Raw genomic sequence first — 16,702 nt, 5'->3', positions numbered from 1 at the left:
TAGCCCTCCGGCAAAATCCGCTTGCCTTTTCTGCGCGGGATGCCGTATACTAAAGGACGGGAATATGAAAAGCCGGCGGCGGGCGGCCGCTTATCCGCAGGGATAGGCGGCCGCCCTGTGTCCGCGGGCATATGACAGGAGAGAGCCTATAATGAATATTACCAAAGGCGATGTGCAGGAGCTGCGCCGCCGTCTGAAAAAGACCGAATGCACCTTTGGCCGCATGTGCGGGTGCTATGTCAACAGCGGCAAGCAAGTCGTCCTGAAGTTCGGCGAACAGTTTTCCGAACTGGAGGAGGACGAGTTTTACAAGTATTTGGAGATCGCGAAAAAAACGCTGTCCGGCACACTGGGCGGCAACCTGCTCGAGCTGGAATTCGCGCGCGGGGAGCAGGCGGACGAGTGCCGCTCGTTCCTGCTCACGCTCAAGGGCAGCAAGCTGGCCAACGACGACCTGCTCGACCGCCTGTATGAGCAGGTCATCGAACAGTATGCCTATCCGGGTAACTACCTGATTTTAGTATACCATGATGTGTACGATGTGCCGGCCCGGGCGACCTCCGGCGAGGCGCAGGAGGAGTCCGAGGAGATCTACGAGTACATACTGTGCGCGGTGTGTCCGGTCGAGTTGTCCAAGCCCGCGCTCGGTTATCGGGAGGAAGAGAACCGCATCGGCGCGCGCGTGCGCGACTGGGTGGTCGGTCTGCCCGACCTGGGCTTTGTGTATCCGGCGTTCAGCGGCCGCGGCAGCGATGTGAACGCTGTGCTGTATTACGTCAAGACCGGCCGCGGCTCCCATCCGGAGCTGATAGAAAGCGTGCTCGGGTGTGTGTCCCAGCGCACGGCCACAGAGGAGAAGAAAGCGTTCCAGAGCGTTGTGAAAAGCGCGTTTGGGGAGGATGAGGAGCAGGCGGAAGCCGCGTTCTTCCGGATACAGAAGACGATCAGCGGCATGGTGGCCGAGCAGGAGGCGGACGATAGCCTGCCGCCGGTCAGCCTGACGGCCGAGACGGTCGCGGATCTCGCGGCGGAGGCCGAGGTGCCGGAGCCGGTCAGGGAACAGATCGGCAAGGCTTTCGCGCAGACGTTCGGAGACGTGCCGCCTGTTGCGAACAATGTGCTGGACAGCCGCTTGGTGGAGGAAAACACCCAGCGAATGCACACGGCGGCGCTGGAGCAAAGGGTTGCGGATCTGCAGCACCGTCTGGCGGAGCAATCCGAGCGCCTGGCCGGAGACGAGGTTCCTTGGGAGGAAAGCGCGGGCATCGTGCTGCGGGTGCCGGAGGAGCGGGCGGAACGCGTCCATACGGGTGTGGTCGAAGGGCAGAAATGCCTGCTGATTCCGATCGAGGAGGGGGAATCCGCCAGCATTAACGGTGTGGATCAGACACTGTAAAAAACAGCGGGATAATGGGAGCCGGCATCTGCCGGCTCTTTTTGTGCCGGAAATGTGCGAAATCGGCGGCGGGATTTGTGCAATATGCAAAAATGTGATTTTCCCCCTTGACAGTACGGAAAAGGGCGCTATAATAAAAGCATAACTTGTCAGACAAGTTGAGGAGGTAAGCCATGAAGGCCGAACGCATCAATGTGACGGAAAGCGTACTCCAGTACCTGACTGGCCATATCCAAAGCGGCCAGTGGGCGGTCGGCAGCAAGATCCCGTCCGAGAACCAGTTGACCGAACGGCTCGGCGTCAGCCGCGCGAGCGTGCGCGTGGCGATCCAGCAGCTGATCGGCGTGGGCGTGCTGGAAAGCGTGCATGGGAAAGGGACCTTCCTGCGGGACGACCGCGTGGAAACCCTGCTCACCGGAGCAAGCCAGATCACCCCTGCGGACTGCGCGGATATCCGTGCGGTGCTGCAGTTCCGGCGCATTTTAGAGCCGGAAGCGGCGGCGCTGGCCGCAAAAAACGCAACAAAAGCGCAGATTGGGCGTCTGCATGAGCTGACCGGCCGGTTGCCCGCGCTGCGCGGCCAGAAAAGTGAATTTGTACGGTGCGACATGGCGTTCCATGAGGAACTGTGCAGGGCGTCCGGCAATCATCTGCTGGTCAAAAGCCTGCATGAGGTGTTCGAGCAGACGGTGCGCAACCATGAGCAGCTGACCCAGCGGTTCGGAGAGCAGGACGCCCTATTCTTTCACCCTATGATCCTCAATGCGGTCGAGGTACACAATGATAATCTGGCGCGTGCGCTGATGCAGGCGCACATCCTGCAAAATTACGATAAGGTTTAACTTGTATAACGAGTAAAAAGGAGAGAATATCATGCCAATTACCATCCGTGACATCCGTGTGATCTGCACCGCGCCGGAGGGAATCAACCTGGTGGTCGTCAAGGTGGAGACGAGCGAGCCGGAGCTGTACGGCCTGGGCTGCGCGACGTTTGCCTACCGCCACCTGACCGTGCAGCATCTGGTGGAAAATTACCTCAAGCCGCTGCTCGTCGGCCGCGAGGTGAACAACATCGAAGCGCTGTGGCAGCTGATGCACCAGAACGCCTACTGGCGCAACGGCGGCATTGAAAACAACGCGATCTCGGGCGTGGACATGGCGCTGTGGGACATCAAGGGCAAGCTTGCGAACATGCCGTGCTACGAGCTGTTCGGTGGCAAGTGCCGCGAAGCCATTCCGGTCTACCGTCACGCGGATGGGCGCGATGTGGAGGAGATCTGCGATAACATCGAGCGCTTCCGCGACATGGGCATCACCCACATCCGCTGCCAGTGCGGCGGCTATGGGGGGGGCGGCTACGGCAAGGCGCCCGCGACCGCGCCGCAGGGCGCGCCGGACGGCGTCTACCTGGACTCGCGCAAATACATCCGCGACACGGTCAAGCTGTTTGAGGGCATCCGCGCGCGCATCGGCTACGACATGGCGCTCGTCCACGACGTGCATGAGCGCATCGCACCGGTCGAAGCGCTGCAGCTGGCCAAGCAGCTCGAACCGTTCGACCTGTTTTTCCTGGAAGATGCGGTGCCGCTCGAGCAGGTCGACTGGCTGCGCCTGCTGCGGCAGCAGACCTCGATCCCGCTGGCGCAGGGCGAGCTGTTCAACAACCCGCGCGAGTGGAAGCAGCTGATCACCGAGCGGCTGATCGACTTTATCCGCGTGCATATTTCGCAGATCGGCGGCATCACGCCGGCGCGCAAGCTGGCGATTTTCGCAGAACAGTTCGGGGTGCGCACCGCGTGGCACGGCCCCGGCGATATGTCGCCGCTCGCGCATGCGGCCAATATCCATATCGACTTGGCGGCGCCCAACTTCGGCGTGCAGGAATGGTCGGGCATCGAGCCGCCCAATTTCGTCATCCAGGAGCTGCGTCAGCAGCACGGCGCGCTGCTTGAGGTGTTCCCAGGCCTGCCGGAATTCAGGGACGGTTATGTGTACGCCAACCACAAGCCCGGCCTGGGCGTCGATCTGGACGAAAAGGAAGCCGCCAAATACCCCTGTGAGAACACGGTCACGACTTGGACGCAGACCCGCCTGCGAGACGGCTCGCTCCAGACGCCGTAACGCCGCGCGGTGCAGAAAGCGGGAAAACCGATATGTCATACATGATACTGTTTTAAGAGGAGAATGCTGTTATGCTGATGAGCAAGGAAGTCATAGTGACCGAGCCGCATAAGTTCGAGGTGCGCGAGGTGCCGCGCCCTGAGGCTGCCGGCGATTACGACGTACTGGTTAAAATGAAGGCCTGCGGCGTGTGCGGGTCGGACGTACATAACTATCTGGGAGAGAACCCGTGCGCGTCTTATCCGCGCATCCCGGGACATGAGAACGCGGGCGTGGTCGAAGCGGTCGGCTCCAAGGTGACTCGCGTCAAGCAGGGCGACCATGTCGTGCTCGATCTGGTGGTTGCCTGCGGCGAGTGCTACCAGTGTAAAATAGGCCGCTATAACGTGTGCGAACACGTCCGCGCGCGCGGTTCGAGCATCGACGGTGGCTGGCGCGAATACTTTGTCGTGCCGGAGAACCAGTGCTATGTGATCTCCCCCGAAATCCCGTGGAAGGATGCGGCGCTCGTCGAGCCGTTCGCCATCGGCGGACACTGCACGGGGCGCGGCCGCGTGGTGCCGGAAGATACCGTGCTCATCCTCGGCGCGGGTACGATCGGCGCGATCATCCTGCAGACCTGCAAGGCGAAGGGTGTGAAAACCGTCATCTGCTGCGATATCAACGATTCTTCGCTCGAACGCGCGAAAACGTACGGCGCGGACTATGTGATCAACACCAAAAACGAAGATCTTGCCCTGCGCGTGCAGGATATCACGGGCGGACATGGTGTGACCTGCGCGTTTGATTCGGCATGCTTCCCAGGCTCGCTGACCAGCCTGTTCGCGCCCGGTATCATGGCGAACGCGGGCCGCGTGGTCTCGCTCGGCTTCTGCACGGCGCCGGAGCAGATCTCCTCCGCCATGCTCGACCAGCGCGAGCTTGACCTGATCGGCTCCCGCATGTCGGCTTACCAGTTCGAGCCGACCATCGAGCGTTTTGAGCAGCATGCGTTCAATCTGGAGGGTATCGCTACCCATTTTATCCCGTTCAGCCGCATCGGGGAAGTGTTCGACAAGATCGAGCATCCCGACCCGTCGGTTAAGAAAATGGTCATTTTGTTTGATGAGGAGGATATGTAATCATGGTACATCCGCTTTTTGATATCACCGGCCGCAAGGCCATCGTTACCGGCGGCACGCGCGGCCTGGGTCACGGCATGGCCGAGGGTCTGATGGAGGCGGGCTGCGAGGTCGTCATCATTGGCTCGAGCGCGCGCGTGCATACCGCCGCGGAGGAATTCCGCGCGCGCGGCTTTGCCTGCCACAGTGTGCAGGCCGACCTTGGTCGGCGTGAGGAATGCTACCGTGCGTTCGGAGAGGCGGTGGAGCAGCTGGGCGGCGATCTGGACATCATCGTGACCGCGCACGGCATCCAGCGCCGGCACCGTGCGGACCAGTTCCCGATGAGCGATTGGGACGACGTGATCCGCGTCAATCTGGAGAGCCAGTTCATCCTCTGCCAGGAGGCGTCCAAGATCATGGTCAAGAAGGGCTATGGCAAGATCATCACGATTTCCTCCATGGCGTCTTTCTTCGGCGGCCAGAACGTCGTCGCGTATTCCGCAGCCAAGGGCGGCGTGGCACAGATGACCAAGTGCATGTCCAACGACCTGCTGGCGTGCGGCGTCAACGTCAATTCGATCGCGCCCGGCTATTTTGCGACCGATATGAATGAAGCGCTCCTCGACCCCTCCAATTACCGATACAAGGAGATCTGCGACCGCATTCCCGCCCACCGCTGGGGCGAGCCGGCGGATATGAAGGGCGCGTGCCTGTTCCTTGCGTCGCATGCGAGCGACTATCTGGGCGGCGCGATCCTGCCGGTCGACGGCGGCTACCTTTGCAAGTAAGGGGCGCCTGCTCCGGCGCTTTCCATTATCAAAAAGACCCCCAGGGCTGGCTGCCCTGGGGGTCTTTTTCCGTACCGATGCGTCAGGCGCCGGCGACCAGATGGTCGAGCGCCTCTCGCGCGCGCTGTTCCGCAGCGCGGCAGCCTTCCTGCATGGCGCGAAGGCGGGACAGGACATCGTCGATTTGTCCGCATGTCTCTGCAATTTGGGACTGTGCGCCGTGAATATGGTCCAACACCATCCAGTCCGCGAAAAGGCCGTCGAAAAAGTAATCCGCAAAGCGCAGGAAACCGTCCACCTGCGCCTGCACATCCGCTTGGATGGATACATCGGTCAGCTCGGTCTTAAAGCGGCGAAGCTGGGTCTGCAGCGTCTCGACCTTGTCCTGCGCGTCGTCCAGATGCCCGTGCTTGACCAGGTCGGTTATCAGGCCGCCGCTGAACAGGTCGAACGTCCCCCAGCCTTCCGCGCTGTCCAGGCTGGACAGGATGCTGCCCGCGGTATTGCGCGCCGCGCGTCCGGCGTCGAGTGCTTGCCCAATCTCGGTTTCCAGCGTCTGCTGTGTGGCGAGCTGCTGCTCAAGCTGCAGGATGCGCTCGGCATGCACGGAACCACTCTGCCGCAGGAAATCCCGCTTGTCGTCCATGACCTGCGTCCAGCGCTGCTCGCAGCCATCGAGCGCGGCGGCTTCCCGCTCGTAAGAAGCGATATCCTGCCGTACCGCCTCCAGCTCACGCCGTACAGCGTCGTGCCTGACCGCGGCGGTCCAGGCCTCCTGCTGTTCCTTGTCGAGCCGCTCCTCCCGCCTGCCGAGGAGAGCGTAAAAACAGGCGGTTAGGCTGCGGCCTTGCAGCCGGTCCACGTCCTTTTGCTCCGCAGCCCGTACCACAGCCAGGCTGCGCTCCCGTTCCTCCAGGCGTTGCCGCTCGCGGTACAGCTCGTCCAGCATGCCCCGCAGCCGGTTGAGCCGGTCGGCCTGCTGCCTGAGGGTGCGGAGCGTTTCATCGTATGGCGTCAAATGCGATCCCTCCCGTTCGTTTTTATCATTATACCACATACCACAGCGGCCGGTACTTTTTTGCTTGAAGCGACTGCTAAGCGCCGCTGACCGCTGATAATAAATAAAATAAATGTATAATAGCTGCTTTGCGGCTATCCATGCGGCGCGCGCTCCAGTGAGCCTTTTGCGGAAGGATGAGGGGCGAAAAACGTGTAAATTTTATGTTTTCCGTCGTACAGCGTTGAAAACGTGGGGGAAAGTGTGCTATACTATCAATATCTGAAAATTTTTGGAGCGTAGGAATATGGCTTATGAAAACAATAGGCGCCGCCGCCCGCCGCGGGAGGATGACGGGACCCTGATCGAAGGCAGGAACGCGGTTCTGGAAACGCTGCGCGCTGGCCGGACGGTCGATAAGGTCTTTGTGGCCGAGGGAGCCCGCATCGGGGATGTGGCTGCGGAAGCGCGGCGCTGCGGCGTGCCGGTCGTCACCTGCGACCGCCGCAAGCTCGACCATATGAGCCCCACGGGGAACCACCAGGGAGTGATCGCGCAGGCCGCCGCACAGGAATATGTGTCGCTCGACCATATATTCCGCGTGGCGGAGGAGCGGGGCGAAGCGCCGCTGATCGTGGTCTGCGACGGTATTGAGGACCCACATAACCTGGGCGCGATCATCCGCTCGGCGGAAACCGCGGGCGCACACGGGGTCATTATCCCCAAGCGCCGCGCGGTTGGTCTGACCGCGGCGGTCGCGCGAGCCGCGGCGGGCGCGCTGGCCTATGTGGGCGTGCATAAGGCGAACAACCTTGCGGCGGCGCTCGACGAGCTGAAGGCGCGCGGGGTGTGGCTGTTCGGCGCGGAGGCGGATGGAACGGTGGGGCTTTACCAGGCCGCGTTCGACCGCCCGTGCGCGATCGTGATCGGTTCAGAGGGGCAGGGGCTCAGCCGGCTGACGCGGGACAAGTGCGATTATATCATCAGCATCCCGATGCGCGGGCGGGTCAATTCGCTCAACGCATCCAACGCGGCGGCCGTTCTGCTGTTCGAGGCGGTCCGCCGCCGCGCGCAGGCGGAATAAAGGAGGAAGACGGACAACGATATGGACAGAAAAGACGAAACCATGAACCTCGATGATATTCGGGCGATGCTGAACGACGTACCGGATACGGACGAGTTCGATCTGGACGCGATCATAGCCGAGGTCGAGGGACTGGCACCGGCCACGCCGAAGGCCCAGCCGCGCCCGTCCGCCGCGCCGGTGCCGGAGGTACGGCAGCCGGAACCGGCGGCAGCCGCCCAGCCCGCCGCGCCAAGGACGAGGCCTGTCCGCGCAGCGGCGCCGACGGAAACGCAGCCGCGTGATTCGGACGATTCCACAGGGGAGGAAGAAGAGGATCCCCGCGCGGCGCGTATCGCCACGCGGGAGGCCAGGGCGGAGGCGAAACGGCAGAGAGAGGAGAAACGGACCGCTGCCAGGGCTGCGCGCCGCGCCGCGAAAGCGGCCGTGCAGGAGGAAGAGGAGCTGTACGAGGACATGACGGAGCAGCCACCCGCGCGCCGCGCAGCGCGTGGGGAGCGGATGAGCCGCAAGGAGGCGCGCGCGGCGCGTCTGGCCGCCGAACAGCAGGAGGAAGCGGAGGAGATCCGGCTGCGCGATCCGGCGCAGGCCGCCCGCTCGTTCAAGCGGCGGGCGCGGGGGCTTTCCGTGCGGTCCGTGATCGTATTGATTTTGGCTGCGGCTGCGGCTTACCTGAGCCTCGCGCCCAGCTTTGACGTGCTGCCGCTACCGGTTGTGCTCGACGCGGTGGAGAACCCGGGCATCGGCATTGGCGTGCTCCTGCTGCTGCAGTTTATCGCGCTTTTCCTGGGCGTGGATGTGTTCGGCATGGGCTTTAACAGCCTGTTTCACGGCGCGCCCGATCGGGCGTCGCTGGTTTCGTTCGCCATTGTTGCGTCGCTGCTGCACGGCGCGTCCATTATCGTTTTTGAAAACGCGCCCGGCGTGCAGGTGCCGTACCTCGCGGTCAGCATCCTGCTGCTGTACGCGGCAATGCGGGAGGAGCGCGGACGGTACGCCGCGCAGGCGCGCGCCTATCAGGCGATCTGCTCGGCGGAGCAGCCGATGGCGGTCTACAGCCATTACGACAGGGAGGATGACGCGTGCAGGGCGGTCAAGGGGCCGCTGCACGATGATAAGGCTTTTTTGCTGGAGATGGAACGGCCGGATACGGTCGACCGCTTTTCCATGATCTATGTGCCGATCGCGCTGGCGGCGTCCATCATCTTCGCGCTGGTGGCTTCGGTTGCGCGCGGCGAGCCGGTGCGCTTTTTCTGGGCGTTTTCCGCGATTTTGTCGGTATCCGCGCCGCTCGGCCTGCTGTGCGCGTTCGGCGCGAGCTATAAGAATATCTCGCGCCGCCTGCTCGGGTCGGGCGCGGCGCTCGCAGGGGCGCGCCAGGCCAACCTTCTGCGCGGGACCGAGGAGGTCGTCCTGACTGAAAACGACCTGTTCCCTGCGGGCTCGATCAGCTTGGAGGCGCTGCAGAACGCGGGGCGGATGTCGGACGATAAGTTGCTGGGCTGCGCCGCAGCGCTCGCGGATGCGGCCGGTCTTGAGCTGGGACGTGTGCTGACCGAGGCGGTGCGGGAGCGGTACGGCGTGACGCTGGCGGCGCGCAACGTGCAGTTTGTCGAGGGCGGCCTTGCCGGAGAGATCGGCGGGAGCCGCATGGTGCTTGGCACAGCGGCGCTCATGGTCAAGCTGGGGCAGCGTATCCGTTCGGGCCAGACGGAGGATGAAACGGTTAGCGCCTATCTGGTTGTGGACAACGTGCTGGCGGGCGCGCTGCTGCTCCGTTACCAGCCGACGAAAAGTACCTACCAGGCAATGCGCCTGATGCGCCGGATGCATATGAACGCGGCGCTGGCAGTGCGGGATTTCAACATTTCGCCCGCTATGGTGGAGAGCCAGTTCGACCTGCGCCGCGGCTTTGCCGATCAGCCGGAGCCGGACAGCGTGCGCCGGCTGCTTGATCCCACCTATGCAAAGGCGGACGCGCCCGCCGCGATCCTAGTCCGCGAGGGGGCGGGACCGTTCCTGCAGGTACTCCGCTGTGCGGACAAGCTGGCAGGCGCGGTGCGCTCCGCCTTGACGCTGGGTGCCTTTGCCGGCATATGCGGAATGCTGATCGTATTCTATCTGGTGTTCCAGAACGCGGTGGACGCACTGCCGGTTCTGCACCTGCTGCTGTATCTGTTGATCTGGTATGTTCCGGTATTCATTATCACACAGCAGACGCACTGAGATAAGGAAATAATGAAAAGGGCCTGGAAGCATGCTTCCAGGCCCTTTTCATTTGCCCCTTGCCGGGGAGTGGCCGCTTGGCAAAAGCAAAGGCCGCCGGAGCGAACCGCTCCGGCAGCCCGATCGGTAGAAGAGAAGAAAAAGAGGGGTTCAAAACGGCAGGATGGACACGACCGAAAACACCGCGAGAGCCAATGCCAAAACGGCGGCGGCGGTAGCAAGATAAGCACGGGTCATGACGGAGGCTCCTTTCCATTCTGCACAGCGGGGTAAAAACCATTACGCTTATATAACGTTTGAAAAGGCGGTTTTGTGACAGGAAAAAAACAAAAAAATAAAAAATTTTCGGGCGGTGCGGCTCTGTCGAAAAAAGACAGAGGGGTACATTAAAATTGCACAAAAAACAGCTTGCATGAATTGGTAAAGTCGTGTATAATAACAAACAGGGAGTTTGTTCCCGCCAACTAAGCGCCCGCGTGAAGGCAAGGGCAGGGGAGTGTTTATCAAATATGGCCAATTACCCGGTTAACAAGATCCGTAACGTATGTCTGATGGGGCATGGCGGCGACGGCAAGACCTCGCTCGTCGAGAGCCTGCTCAATATCGCCGGAGTGACCGACCGTGTCGGAAAGATCACGGATGGCAACACTGTATGCGATTTCGATCCAGAGGAGATCAAACGCAAGTTTTCGATCTCAACGGCTGTGGCGCCTGTTGAATGGAACGGCTGCAAGATCAATCTGCTTGATACCCCTGGTTTCTTTGATTTTGAAAGCGAAGTAAACTGCGCGCTGCGCGTAGCCGAATCCGCTTTGATCATCGCCACTGGCAAGGCCGGTCCGGGCGTGGGGACGGAAAAGGCTTGGGAGCGCTGCGAGGCGCGTTCCATGCCGCGCATGTTCTATATCTCCAAGATCGACGAGGAGAACTCGGATTACTATACCTCGCTGCATAAGCTGCAGAAGCAGTTCGGCGTTTCGGTCTGCCCGATCGTGGTGCCGATCTTCGAGGGCAACCGCGATACGGCCGGCGTGGTCGACTGCGTCATCCGCAAAGCGTACCGCATGGAGGGCAGCAAGCGCGTCGAGATCCCGATTCCGGACGATATGAAGGACCGTATCGACCAGCACCGCGCGGCGCTGTGCGAAAATGTGGCCGAGCTGTCCGAGGAGCTGATGGAGCGCTATTTTGCGGGCGAGGAATTCTCGGACGAAGAACTGATCGCGGGCATCCGTCAGGGCGTCAAAGATCTGGTTATTGCGCCGGTGTTCTGCGGCACGGCCGTGACCGGCATCGGCTCCTATGCGCTCCTGAAAGGCATTGCGGACTACATGCCGTCGCCGGACGAAAAGCCGGTCGAGATCTGCGAGGACGAAAAGGGCGAGCTGATCGAGATCAACTGCACGCCCAACGGCTCGACCTGCGCGTTCGTGTTCAAGACGGTCGCGGACCAGTACGGCCGCTTCTCGTATTTCAAGGTCATGTCCGGCGAGGTCAAGCAGGACATGGTGCTGGTCAACAAGCGCGCGGACGCAAATGAAAAAATGGGGCATATTTACTCGGTCTGCGGCAAGAAGACGAGCGAGGTGCCGGTCGTCGGCTGCGGCGATATCGGCGCGGTTTCCAAGCTGGTCACCACCAAGACCGGCGACACGCTTTCCATGAGCGTGCGCAAGGTCGAACTGGAGCCAATCGAATTTGCGCCGCCGTGCTACACGCAGGGCATCCAGCCCAAGGTCAAGGGCGCGGAGGAGAAGATATCCGCCGGCCTGACCCGCCTGCACGACGAGGATCCGTCTTTCGAGACCGAGTTCAATCCGGAAACCAAGCAGCATACGATTTCGGGTGCGGGCGACATCCATCTGGATGTTTTGTGTTCCAAGCTCAAGGATAAATTCGGCGTGGAGGTCGTGCTGACGCCGCCGATCGTGCCGTACCGTGAAAAGATCCGCAAGACCGTCACGGTCGAGGGCAAGCATAAGAAGCAGTCCGGCGGCCACGGACAGTACGGCCATGTTAAGATGGAGTTTGCGCCGTATCCGGAAGGCGATTACCTGTTTGAGGAAAAGATCTTCGGCGGCTCTGTGCCGAAGAACTTCCATCCCGCGGTCGACAAGGGCATCCGCGAGGCAATGGAGCATGGCGTGCTGGCGGGCTATCCGCTGGTCGGTCTGCATGCCACGCTGCTGGATGGCTCTTATCATGACGTGGATTCCAACGAGCTTTCGTTCAAGATGGCGGCGCGCCTGGCCTATAAGGCGGGTATCCCACAGGCGAGTCCGGTGCTGCTTGAACCGGTCTGCTCGCTGCGCGTCGTCGTGCCGGATTCGTACATGGGCGATGTGATCGGCGACCTGAACAAGCGCCGCGGGCGGATCATGGGTATGAACCCGATCGAGGGCGGCAAGCAGGAGATCCTGGCGGAGTGTCCGATGGCAGAGTTATCCGACTATGCGATCACGCTGCGCTCGATGACGCAGGGCCGCGGCTCGTTCGTTTCCAAGTTCGAGCGGTATGACGATGCGCCTGCTCCGGTGCAGGAAAAGGTTATTGCGGAAAACAAGGCGAGACTGGAAGCGCTCAACAAGGAATAACATAAAAAAACCGGCTGCATAGCAGCCGGTTTTTTATCCGCCGCACGGGGGAACATACATAGCGATGCGGCGGGCTGGAGACGATAAATCATGAACGACGCCAAAAGTCGCAGGTTTTTTGCCCTGTTTTTTTATGCTTTCGTTTGTTTTGGCAGGGTAGACGGCTGTAAAATTATATGTTATAATTTTAACAGAAACTATTTCGGAGGTGTCGTGCGATGCACAGTACCAGAAAGATCAAGGACGATCTCATCTATGTTGGCGGCAGTGATCGCCGCCTGAGCCGGTTTGAAAATTTATTCCCGATTCCGCGCGGTGTATCCTATAACAGCTATGTGCTGCTGGACGAAAAAACCGTGCTGTTCGATACGGCGGACGATTCGATCGGCCGCCTGTTCTGTGAAAACGTGACATATGCGCTGGACGGGCGCGCGCTGGACTATCTGGTGGTTCAGCATATGGAGCCGGATCACTGCAGCCTGATCGACGAAATGCTGCGCCGCTATCCGGAGGCGAAAATCGTCTGCAGCGCGAAGGCGCTGTCCATGCTGGCGCAGTTCTACGGCCTGGATGCGAAAGACCGCGCGCTGGTCGTTGCCGAGGGGGACAAGCTTTCCACCGGCCAGCATACGCTGCATTTCATCATGGCGCCCATGGTCCACTGGCCGGAGGTAATGGTCACCTATGACGAGCAGCACAAGCTTCTGTTTTCTGCGGATGCGTTCGGTACGTTCGGCGCGTTGGCGGGCAATATTTTTGACGATGAAATCAACTTCGACAGCGCGTGGATGAACGACGCGCGCCGGTATTACACCAACATTGTCGGCAAATACGGCGCGCAGGTGCAGGCGCTGCTGAAAAAGGCGGCCGCGCTGGATATCGAAACCATCTGCCCGCTGCACGGACCGGTTTGGCGCGGGCACTTGGCGTTGCTGCTGGAAAAATACCAGTTGTGGAGCACCTATCAGCCGGAGGATAAGGCTGTTTTGATCGCTTACGCCACCCTGTACGGCAATACGGAAAACGCGGCCAATGTACTGGCCGGCCTGCTGGCGGAAAAAGGTGTGCGCAGCATCGCGATGTATGATGTTTCGGAGACCGATGTATCCGAGCTGGTCGCGGAAAGTTTCCGCTGCAGCCATCTGGTGCTGGCGGCGCCGACCTACAACGGCGGACTGTATCCCCGTATGGAGGCCTATCTGGCGGATCTGAAGGCGCTGAACCTGCAGAACCGCACGGTGGCGCTGCTGGAAAATGGCACATGGGCGCCGGTTTCCGCGAAGCATATGCGGACCGTGCTGGAAAGCATGAAGAACATGACCGTGCTGGAAGGCGCGGTCGCGCTCAAGTCCGCTTTGGCGGAGGGTCAGCTCGCCGCACTGGAGGCGCTGGCGGAGGAGATTGCGGCGCAGATACAATAAACCATTCGACAGGTTGCCGCCGGCATGCGGCAGCCTGTTTTTTTGTGCGAGACGGAGAAAAGCCTGTTCTGCTTTGCGCCCAGGATGCATAGGATAGAGCAAAAGCAGGAGGGACAATGCCATGATCGTTTATGCAACCAAGGTGTCAGTAAAGAAAGCGATAGCGGGCGTGCTGGTAATCGGCGCGGTGGTGCTGGGCGTGACCGCACTTATGCCGAAGGCGGCGGAAACGGTCGATGCGCAGGCGGCTGCCGGCGAGGTGGACCTGGACACAAAGCTGAAAAACAACGAGCAGCGCGTCGCGCTACTGGAAAGCTACGGCTGGAAGGTGGAGGCGGAGCCGCGCAGCGAGCGCGAGGTGCAGATCCCCAAAACCTTTGACGACACATACCAGGCGTACAACGCGATCCAGCTCGGGCAGGGGCTGGACCTGACGCCCTATCAGGGGAAACGGGCAACGCTCTATACCTACGAGCTGCTCGAATACCCGACCGGACAGGAGGGGGTTGTCGCCAACCTGCTGGTTCGGCGCAACCGGCTGATCGCTGCGGATATCAGCGCGCCGGAAGCGGATGGATTCGTCCACGGTATTACCGAGATGCCGGAATAACGCGCCCGAACGCGCCCATGCGGGCGCGTTTTTACTTGACTGTGCAATTCCACGAAAAAACACGGTAGGGTTTAGGACACCTATTGGTGACTTTCAGGGGATTGCACTTTTTTTGCATTTCCCTATTGTGCAATATGCGAAAAAGTGGTATGCTATAGCCAGTAATGGGTTGTCGGGAGGCACAAAATGGCCCAGATGCGTTTGGATAAATTGCTCACCCACCTCAATTGCGGCAGCCGGAAAGAAGTGCAGGCGCTCATCCGCGCCGGCCGTGTGTCTGTGGAAGGGCAGGTGGTCCGCGATCCGGCGGCCAAGCTCGATCCGGAGACTGCGGCGGTTTCTGTGGACGGGCAGGTGCAGCGCTACCGCGCGCAGCGGTATTACATGCTCAATAAGCCCGCCGGTGTGATCACGGCGAGTCGGGACACGCGGCACCCGACAGTGCTCGGGCTTTTTCCGGAGAACGAGCGGCGTGGCTTGTTTGCGGTCGGACGGCTGGATAAGGACACCGAGGGGCTGCTGATCGTAACGGACGACGGGGCGCTCAGCCATGCGCTGATGAGTCCGGCGCGGCATGTCTCCAAGGTGTACGAGGCCGAGATCGAGGGGGAAATGGCCAAAGACGCGGTGCAGCGCTTCGCGCAGGGTATGACGCTGAAGGACGGTACGGTTTGCCGCCCTGCCAAGCTGGAACACGTTCCGGCGGCGTGCGGACAATGTGTGCGGATCACGCTGCAGGAGGGGAAATACCATCAGGTCAAGCGGATGGTCGCGGCAGCCGGCGGGGTGGTGGCGCACCTGCGCAGGGTCAGGCTGGGGGGGCTGTCGCTCGATCCAAAGCTCGCGCCGGGGGAATACCGGCTGCTGCGGGAGGAGGAGGTTGTCCTGTTGCGGCAGGAGCCGGAAGATGAACCGATTGGCTGAAAAAATTGCCAAAAAAATTTGAAAAAATTTGTACAAAAATGTAGAACTCTGTGATATAATTACTTAAAATGCACAGAGGGAATGCTGGCTTCTTGTGAAGAATGTTCAGAGCTGGGGATGCTAAGCAAGGAAATAAGCGTTTTCGGGAGAAACTATTATGACCGCCACAGGCGGAAAAGACGGGAAAGGTGATGGAAATGGCTTCGAGATTGTTCCAGTCGATTGTTTTGCAGATGAAGGACACGGTGGACCGTACTATCGGTATTGTGGATGCCAGCGGCGCGGTCGTTGCGTGTACCGATCTGCCTCGGATCGGCGAAATGCGTGAGGAAGCGATCACCGAGCTGGGATTTGCGGGCGAAATCGTGCGCTTCGGTGGCTATACCTACCATATTACCGGAGAGCGGTCGACTCGGCTGGAATATGCCGTTTTCGTGCAGGGCGAGGATGAGCTTGCGCGCAGCATCTGTTCGCTTGTCGCGGTATCCATCAATAATATTAAAACACTTTACGACGAAAAGCATGACAAGGCGACGTTCGTAAAAAACATTATCCTGGATAATATCCTCCCAGGCGATATCTACATCAAATCCCGCGAGCTGCATTTCGGCAACGACGTGCCGCGCGTTGTATTCCTGGTGCGGCAGCAGTCCCCTGCGGATGTGGCGGCGATCGATGTCGTATCCGGCATGTTCCCGGATAAGCAGAAGGATTTTGTCCTGCATATATCTGAAAGCGATATCGTCGTCGTTAAGGAGGTCAAGTCGGGCAGCGAGGCCAGGGATCTGGCCAAGATCGCCGCAAGCATTGAGGAGACGCTCGCAAGCGAGCTTTCGGTCAAATGCCTGATCGGCATCGGCTCGGTTTCCTCGCAGATGAAGGACATTGCGAAATCCTTTAAGGAAGCCCAGACCGCGATCGAGGTCGGTGGCGTTTTTGATACGGAAAAGAGCATTATCAGCTTTGAAAATCTGGGGATTGGTCGCCTGATTTATCAGCTGCCGATCACGTTGTGCGAGATGTTCCTGTCCGAAGTGTTCAAAAAAGGATCGATCGACTCGCTCGACCAGGAAACGCTGTTTACCATCCAGAAGTTCTTTGAAAATAACCTCAATGTGTCGGAAACCTCCCGCAAGCTGTTTGTACACCGCAATACACTGGTGTACCGTCTGGAAAAGATCAAAAAGCTGACCGGACTCGATCTGCGGGAATTTGACCACGCGATTGTGTTCAAGGTTGCGCTGATGGTGCGCAAATATCTGGCAAGCCGTGAGGAAAACAGCCGCTGAAGGCAAAAGTTCACAAAAATTTCACGAAAAAAACCGGATCGTGTTCCGGATTGGCAGTTGTTGTCGTCTTGCGCGATCGGGGAATATCTGTTATAATAGGCAAAGGTGTATGAAGCGCATGCACCTTTGTCTTTTTTTGCAAATGCAAG

The 16,702-nt window shown here is 60.1% G+C and carries 13 protein-coding genes; 12 read left to right on the top strand and 1 reads right to left on the bottom strand.

Annotated features, from left to right (window positions below; genetic code table 11):
- Positions 1–151 precede the first annotated feature (151 nt).
- From OCV66_RS05165 to OCV66_RS05145, 5 genes are all read left to right on the top strand, one after another.
- Positions 152–1,396, top strand: coding sequence for a DUF4317 domain-containing protein (locus OCV66_RS05165; RefSeq protein WP_054326095.1), 1,245 nt, complete (start codon positions 152–154; stop codon positions 1,394–1,396).
- A 173-nt stretch (positions 1,397–1,569) separates the two neighbouring features.
- Positions 1,570–2,238 (top strand): FadR/GntR family transcriptional regulator, encoded by a 669-nt coding sequence (locus OCV66_RS05160; protein WP_054326096.1) that lies wholly within the window; start codon positions 1,570–1,572, stop codon positions 2,236–2,238.
- 31 nt (positions 2,239–2,269) lie between these two features.
- Positions 2,270–3,517 carry an enolase C-terminal domain-like protein gene (locus OCV66_RS05155; RefSeq protein ID WP_147573854.1) on the top strand — a complete coding sequence of 416 codons (1,248 nt, stop codon included), beginning with the start codon at positions 2,270–2,272 and terminating at the stop codon, positions 3,515–3,517.
- A 71-nt stretch (positions 3,518–3,588) separates the two neighbouring features.
- Positions 3,589–4,638, top strand: coding sequence for an alcohol dehydrogenase catalytic domain-containing protein (locus tag OCV66_RS05150; protein ID WP_107630726.1), 1,050 nt, complete (start codon positions 3,589–3,591; stop codon positions 4,636–4,638).
- Positions 4,639–4,640: 2 nt separating this feature from the next.
- Entirely contained in the window at positions 4,641–5,408 is a 768-nt protein-coding gene (locus tag OCV66_RS05145; RefSeq protein ID WP_107630725.1) for an SDR family NAD(P)-dependent oxidoreductase, read from the top strand.
- 82 nt (positions 5,409–5,490) lie between these two features.
- Here OCV66_RS05145 and OCV66_RS05140 read toward each other — a convergent pair whose 3' ends face one another.
- A complete protein-coding gene (locus tag OCV66_RS05140) occupies positions 5,491–6,426 on the bottom strand; it encodes a hypothetical protein (RefSeq protein WP_054326097.1) in 936 nt (311 codons plus the stop codon).
- Positions 6,427–6,712: 286 nt separating this feature from the next.
- On the opposite strand from OCV66_RS05140, the gene rlmB reads away from it, so the two are divergent.
- The 7 genes from rlmB (at position 6,713) to OCV66_RS05105 (ending at position 16,553) form a co-directional block, all read left to right on the top strand.
- The gene (gene rlmB, locus OCV66_RS05135; protein WP_054326098.1) at positions 6,713–7,489 is read left to right on the top strand and encodes a 23S rRNA (guanosine(2251)-2'-O)-methyltransferase RlmB; all 777 of its coding nucleotides are present in this window, start codon (positions 6,713–6,715) and stop codon (positions 7,487–7,489) included.
- A gap of 21 nt (positions 7,490–7,510) precedes the next feature.
- Complete coding sequence (locus OCV66_RS05130) at positions 7,511–9,715, top strand: hypothetical protein (RefSeq protein ID WP_147573853.1); 2,205 nt, start codon at positions 7,511–7,513, stop codon at positions 9,713–9,715.
- 509 nt (positions 9,716–10,224) lie between these two features.
- Complete coding sequence (locus tag OCV66_RS05125; protein ID WP_054326101.1) at positions 10,225–12,309, top strand: elongation factor G; 2,085 nt, start codon at positions 10,225–10,227, stop codon at positions 12,307–12,309.
- A gap of 218 nt (positions 12,310–12,527) precedes the next feature.
- A complete protein-coding gene (locus OCV66_RS05120) occupies positions 12,528–13,730 on the top strand; it encodes an FprA family A-type flavoprotein (RefSeq protein WP_054326102.1) in 1,203 nt (400 codons plus the stop codon).
- 121 nt (positions 13,731–13,851) lie between these two features.
- On the top strand, positions 13,852–14,340 hold the full coding sequence (locus tag OCV66_RS05115) for a DUF4830 domain-containing protein (protein ID WP_107630722.1): 489 nt from the start codon (positions 13,852–13,854) through the stop codon (positions 14,338–14,340).
- A 186-nt stretch (positions 14,341–14,526) separates the two neighbouring features.
- The gene (locus OCV66_RS05110; protein ID WP_054326104.1) at positions 14,527–15,264 is read left to right on the top strand and encodes a pseudouridine synthase; all 738 of its coding nucleotides are present in this window, start codon (positions 14,527–14,529) and stop codon (positions 15,262–15,264) included.
- Positions 15,265–15,461: 197 nt separating this feature from the next.
- On the top strand, positions 15,462–16,553 hold the full coding sequence (locus OCV66_RS05105; protein ID WP_054326326.1) for a PucR family transcriptional regulator: 1,092 nt from the start codon (positions 15,462–15,464) through the stop codon (positions 16,551–16,553).
- The last annotated feature ends 149 nt before the right edge of the window (positions 16,554–16,702 follow it).

Origin of the sequence: Agathobaculum ammoniilyticum, from assembly GCF_025567315.1 — a bacterium.
Taxonomy (GTDB): Bacteria; Bacillota; Clostridia; order Oscillospirales; family Butyricicoccaceae; genus Agathobaculum; species Agathobaculum ammoniilyticum.
The sequence above is the reverse complement of the archived record's forward strand: the minus strand, read 5'-3'. Positions and strand labels throughout refer to the sequence as shown.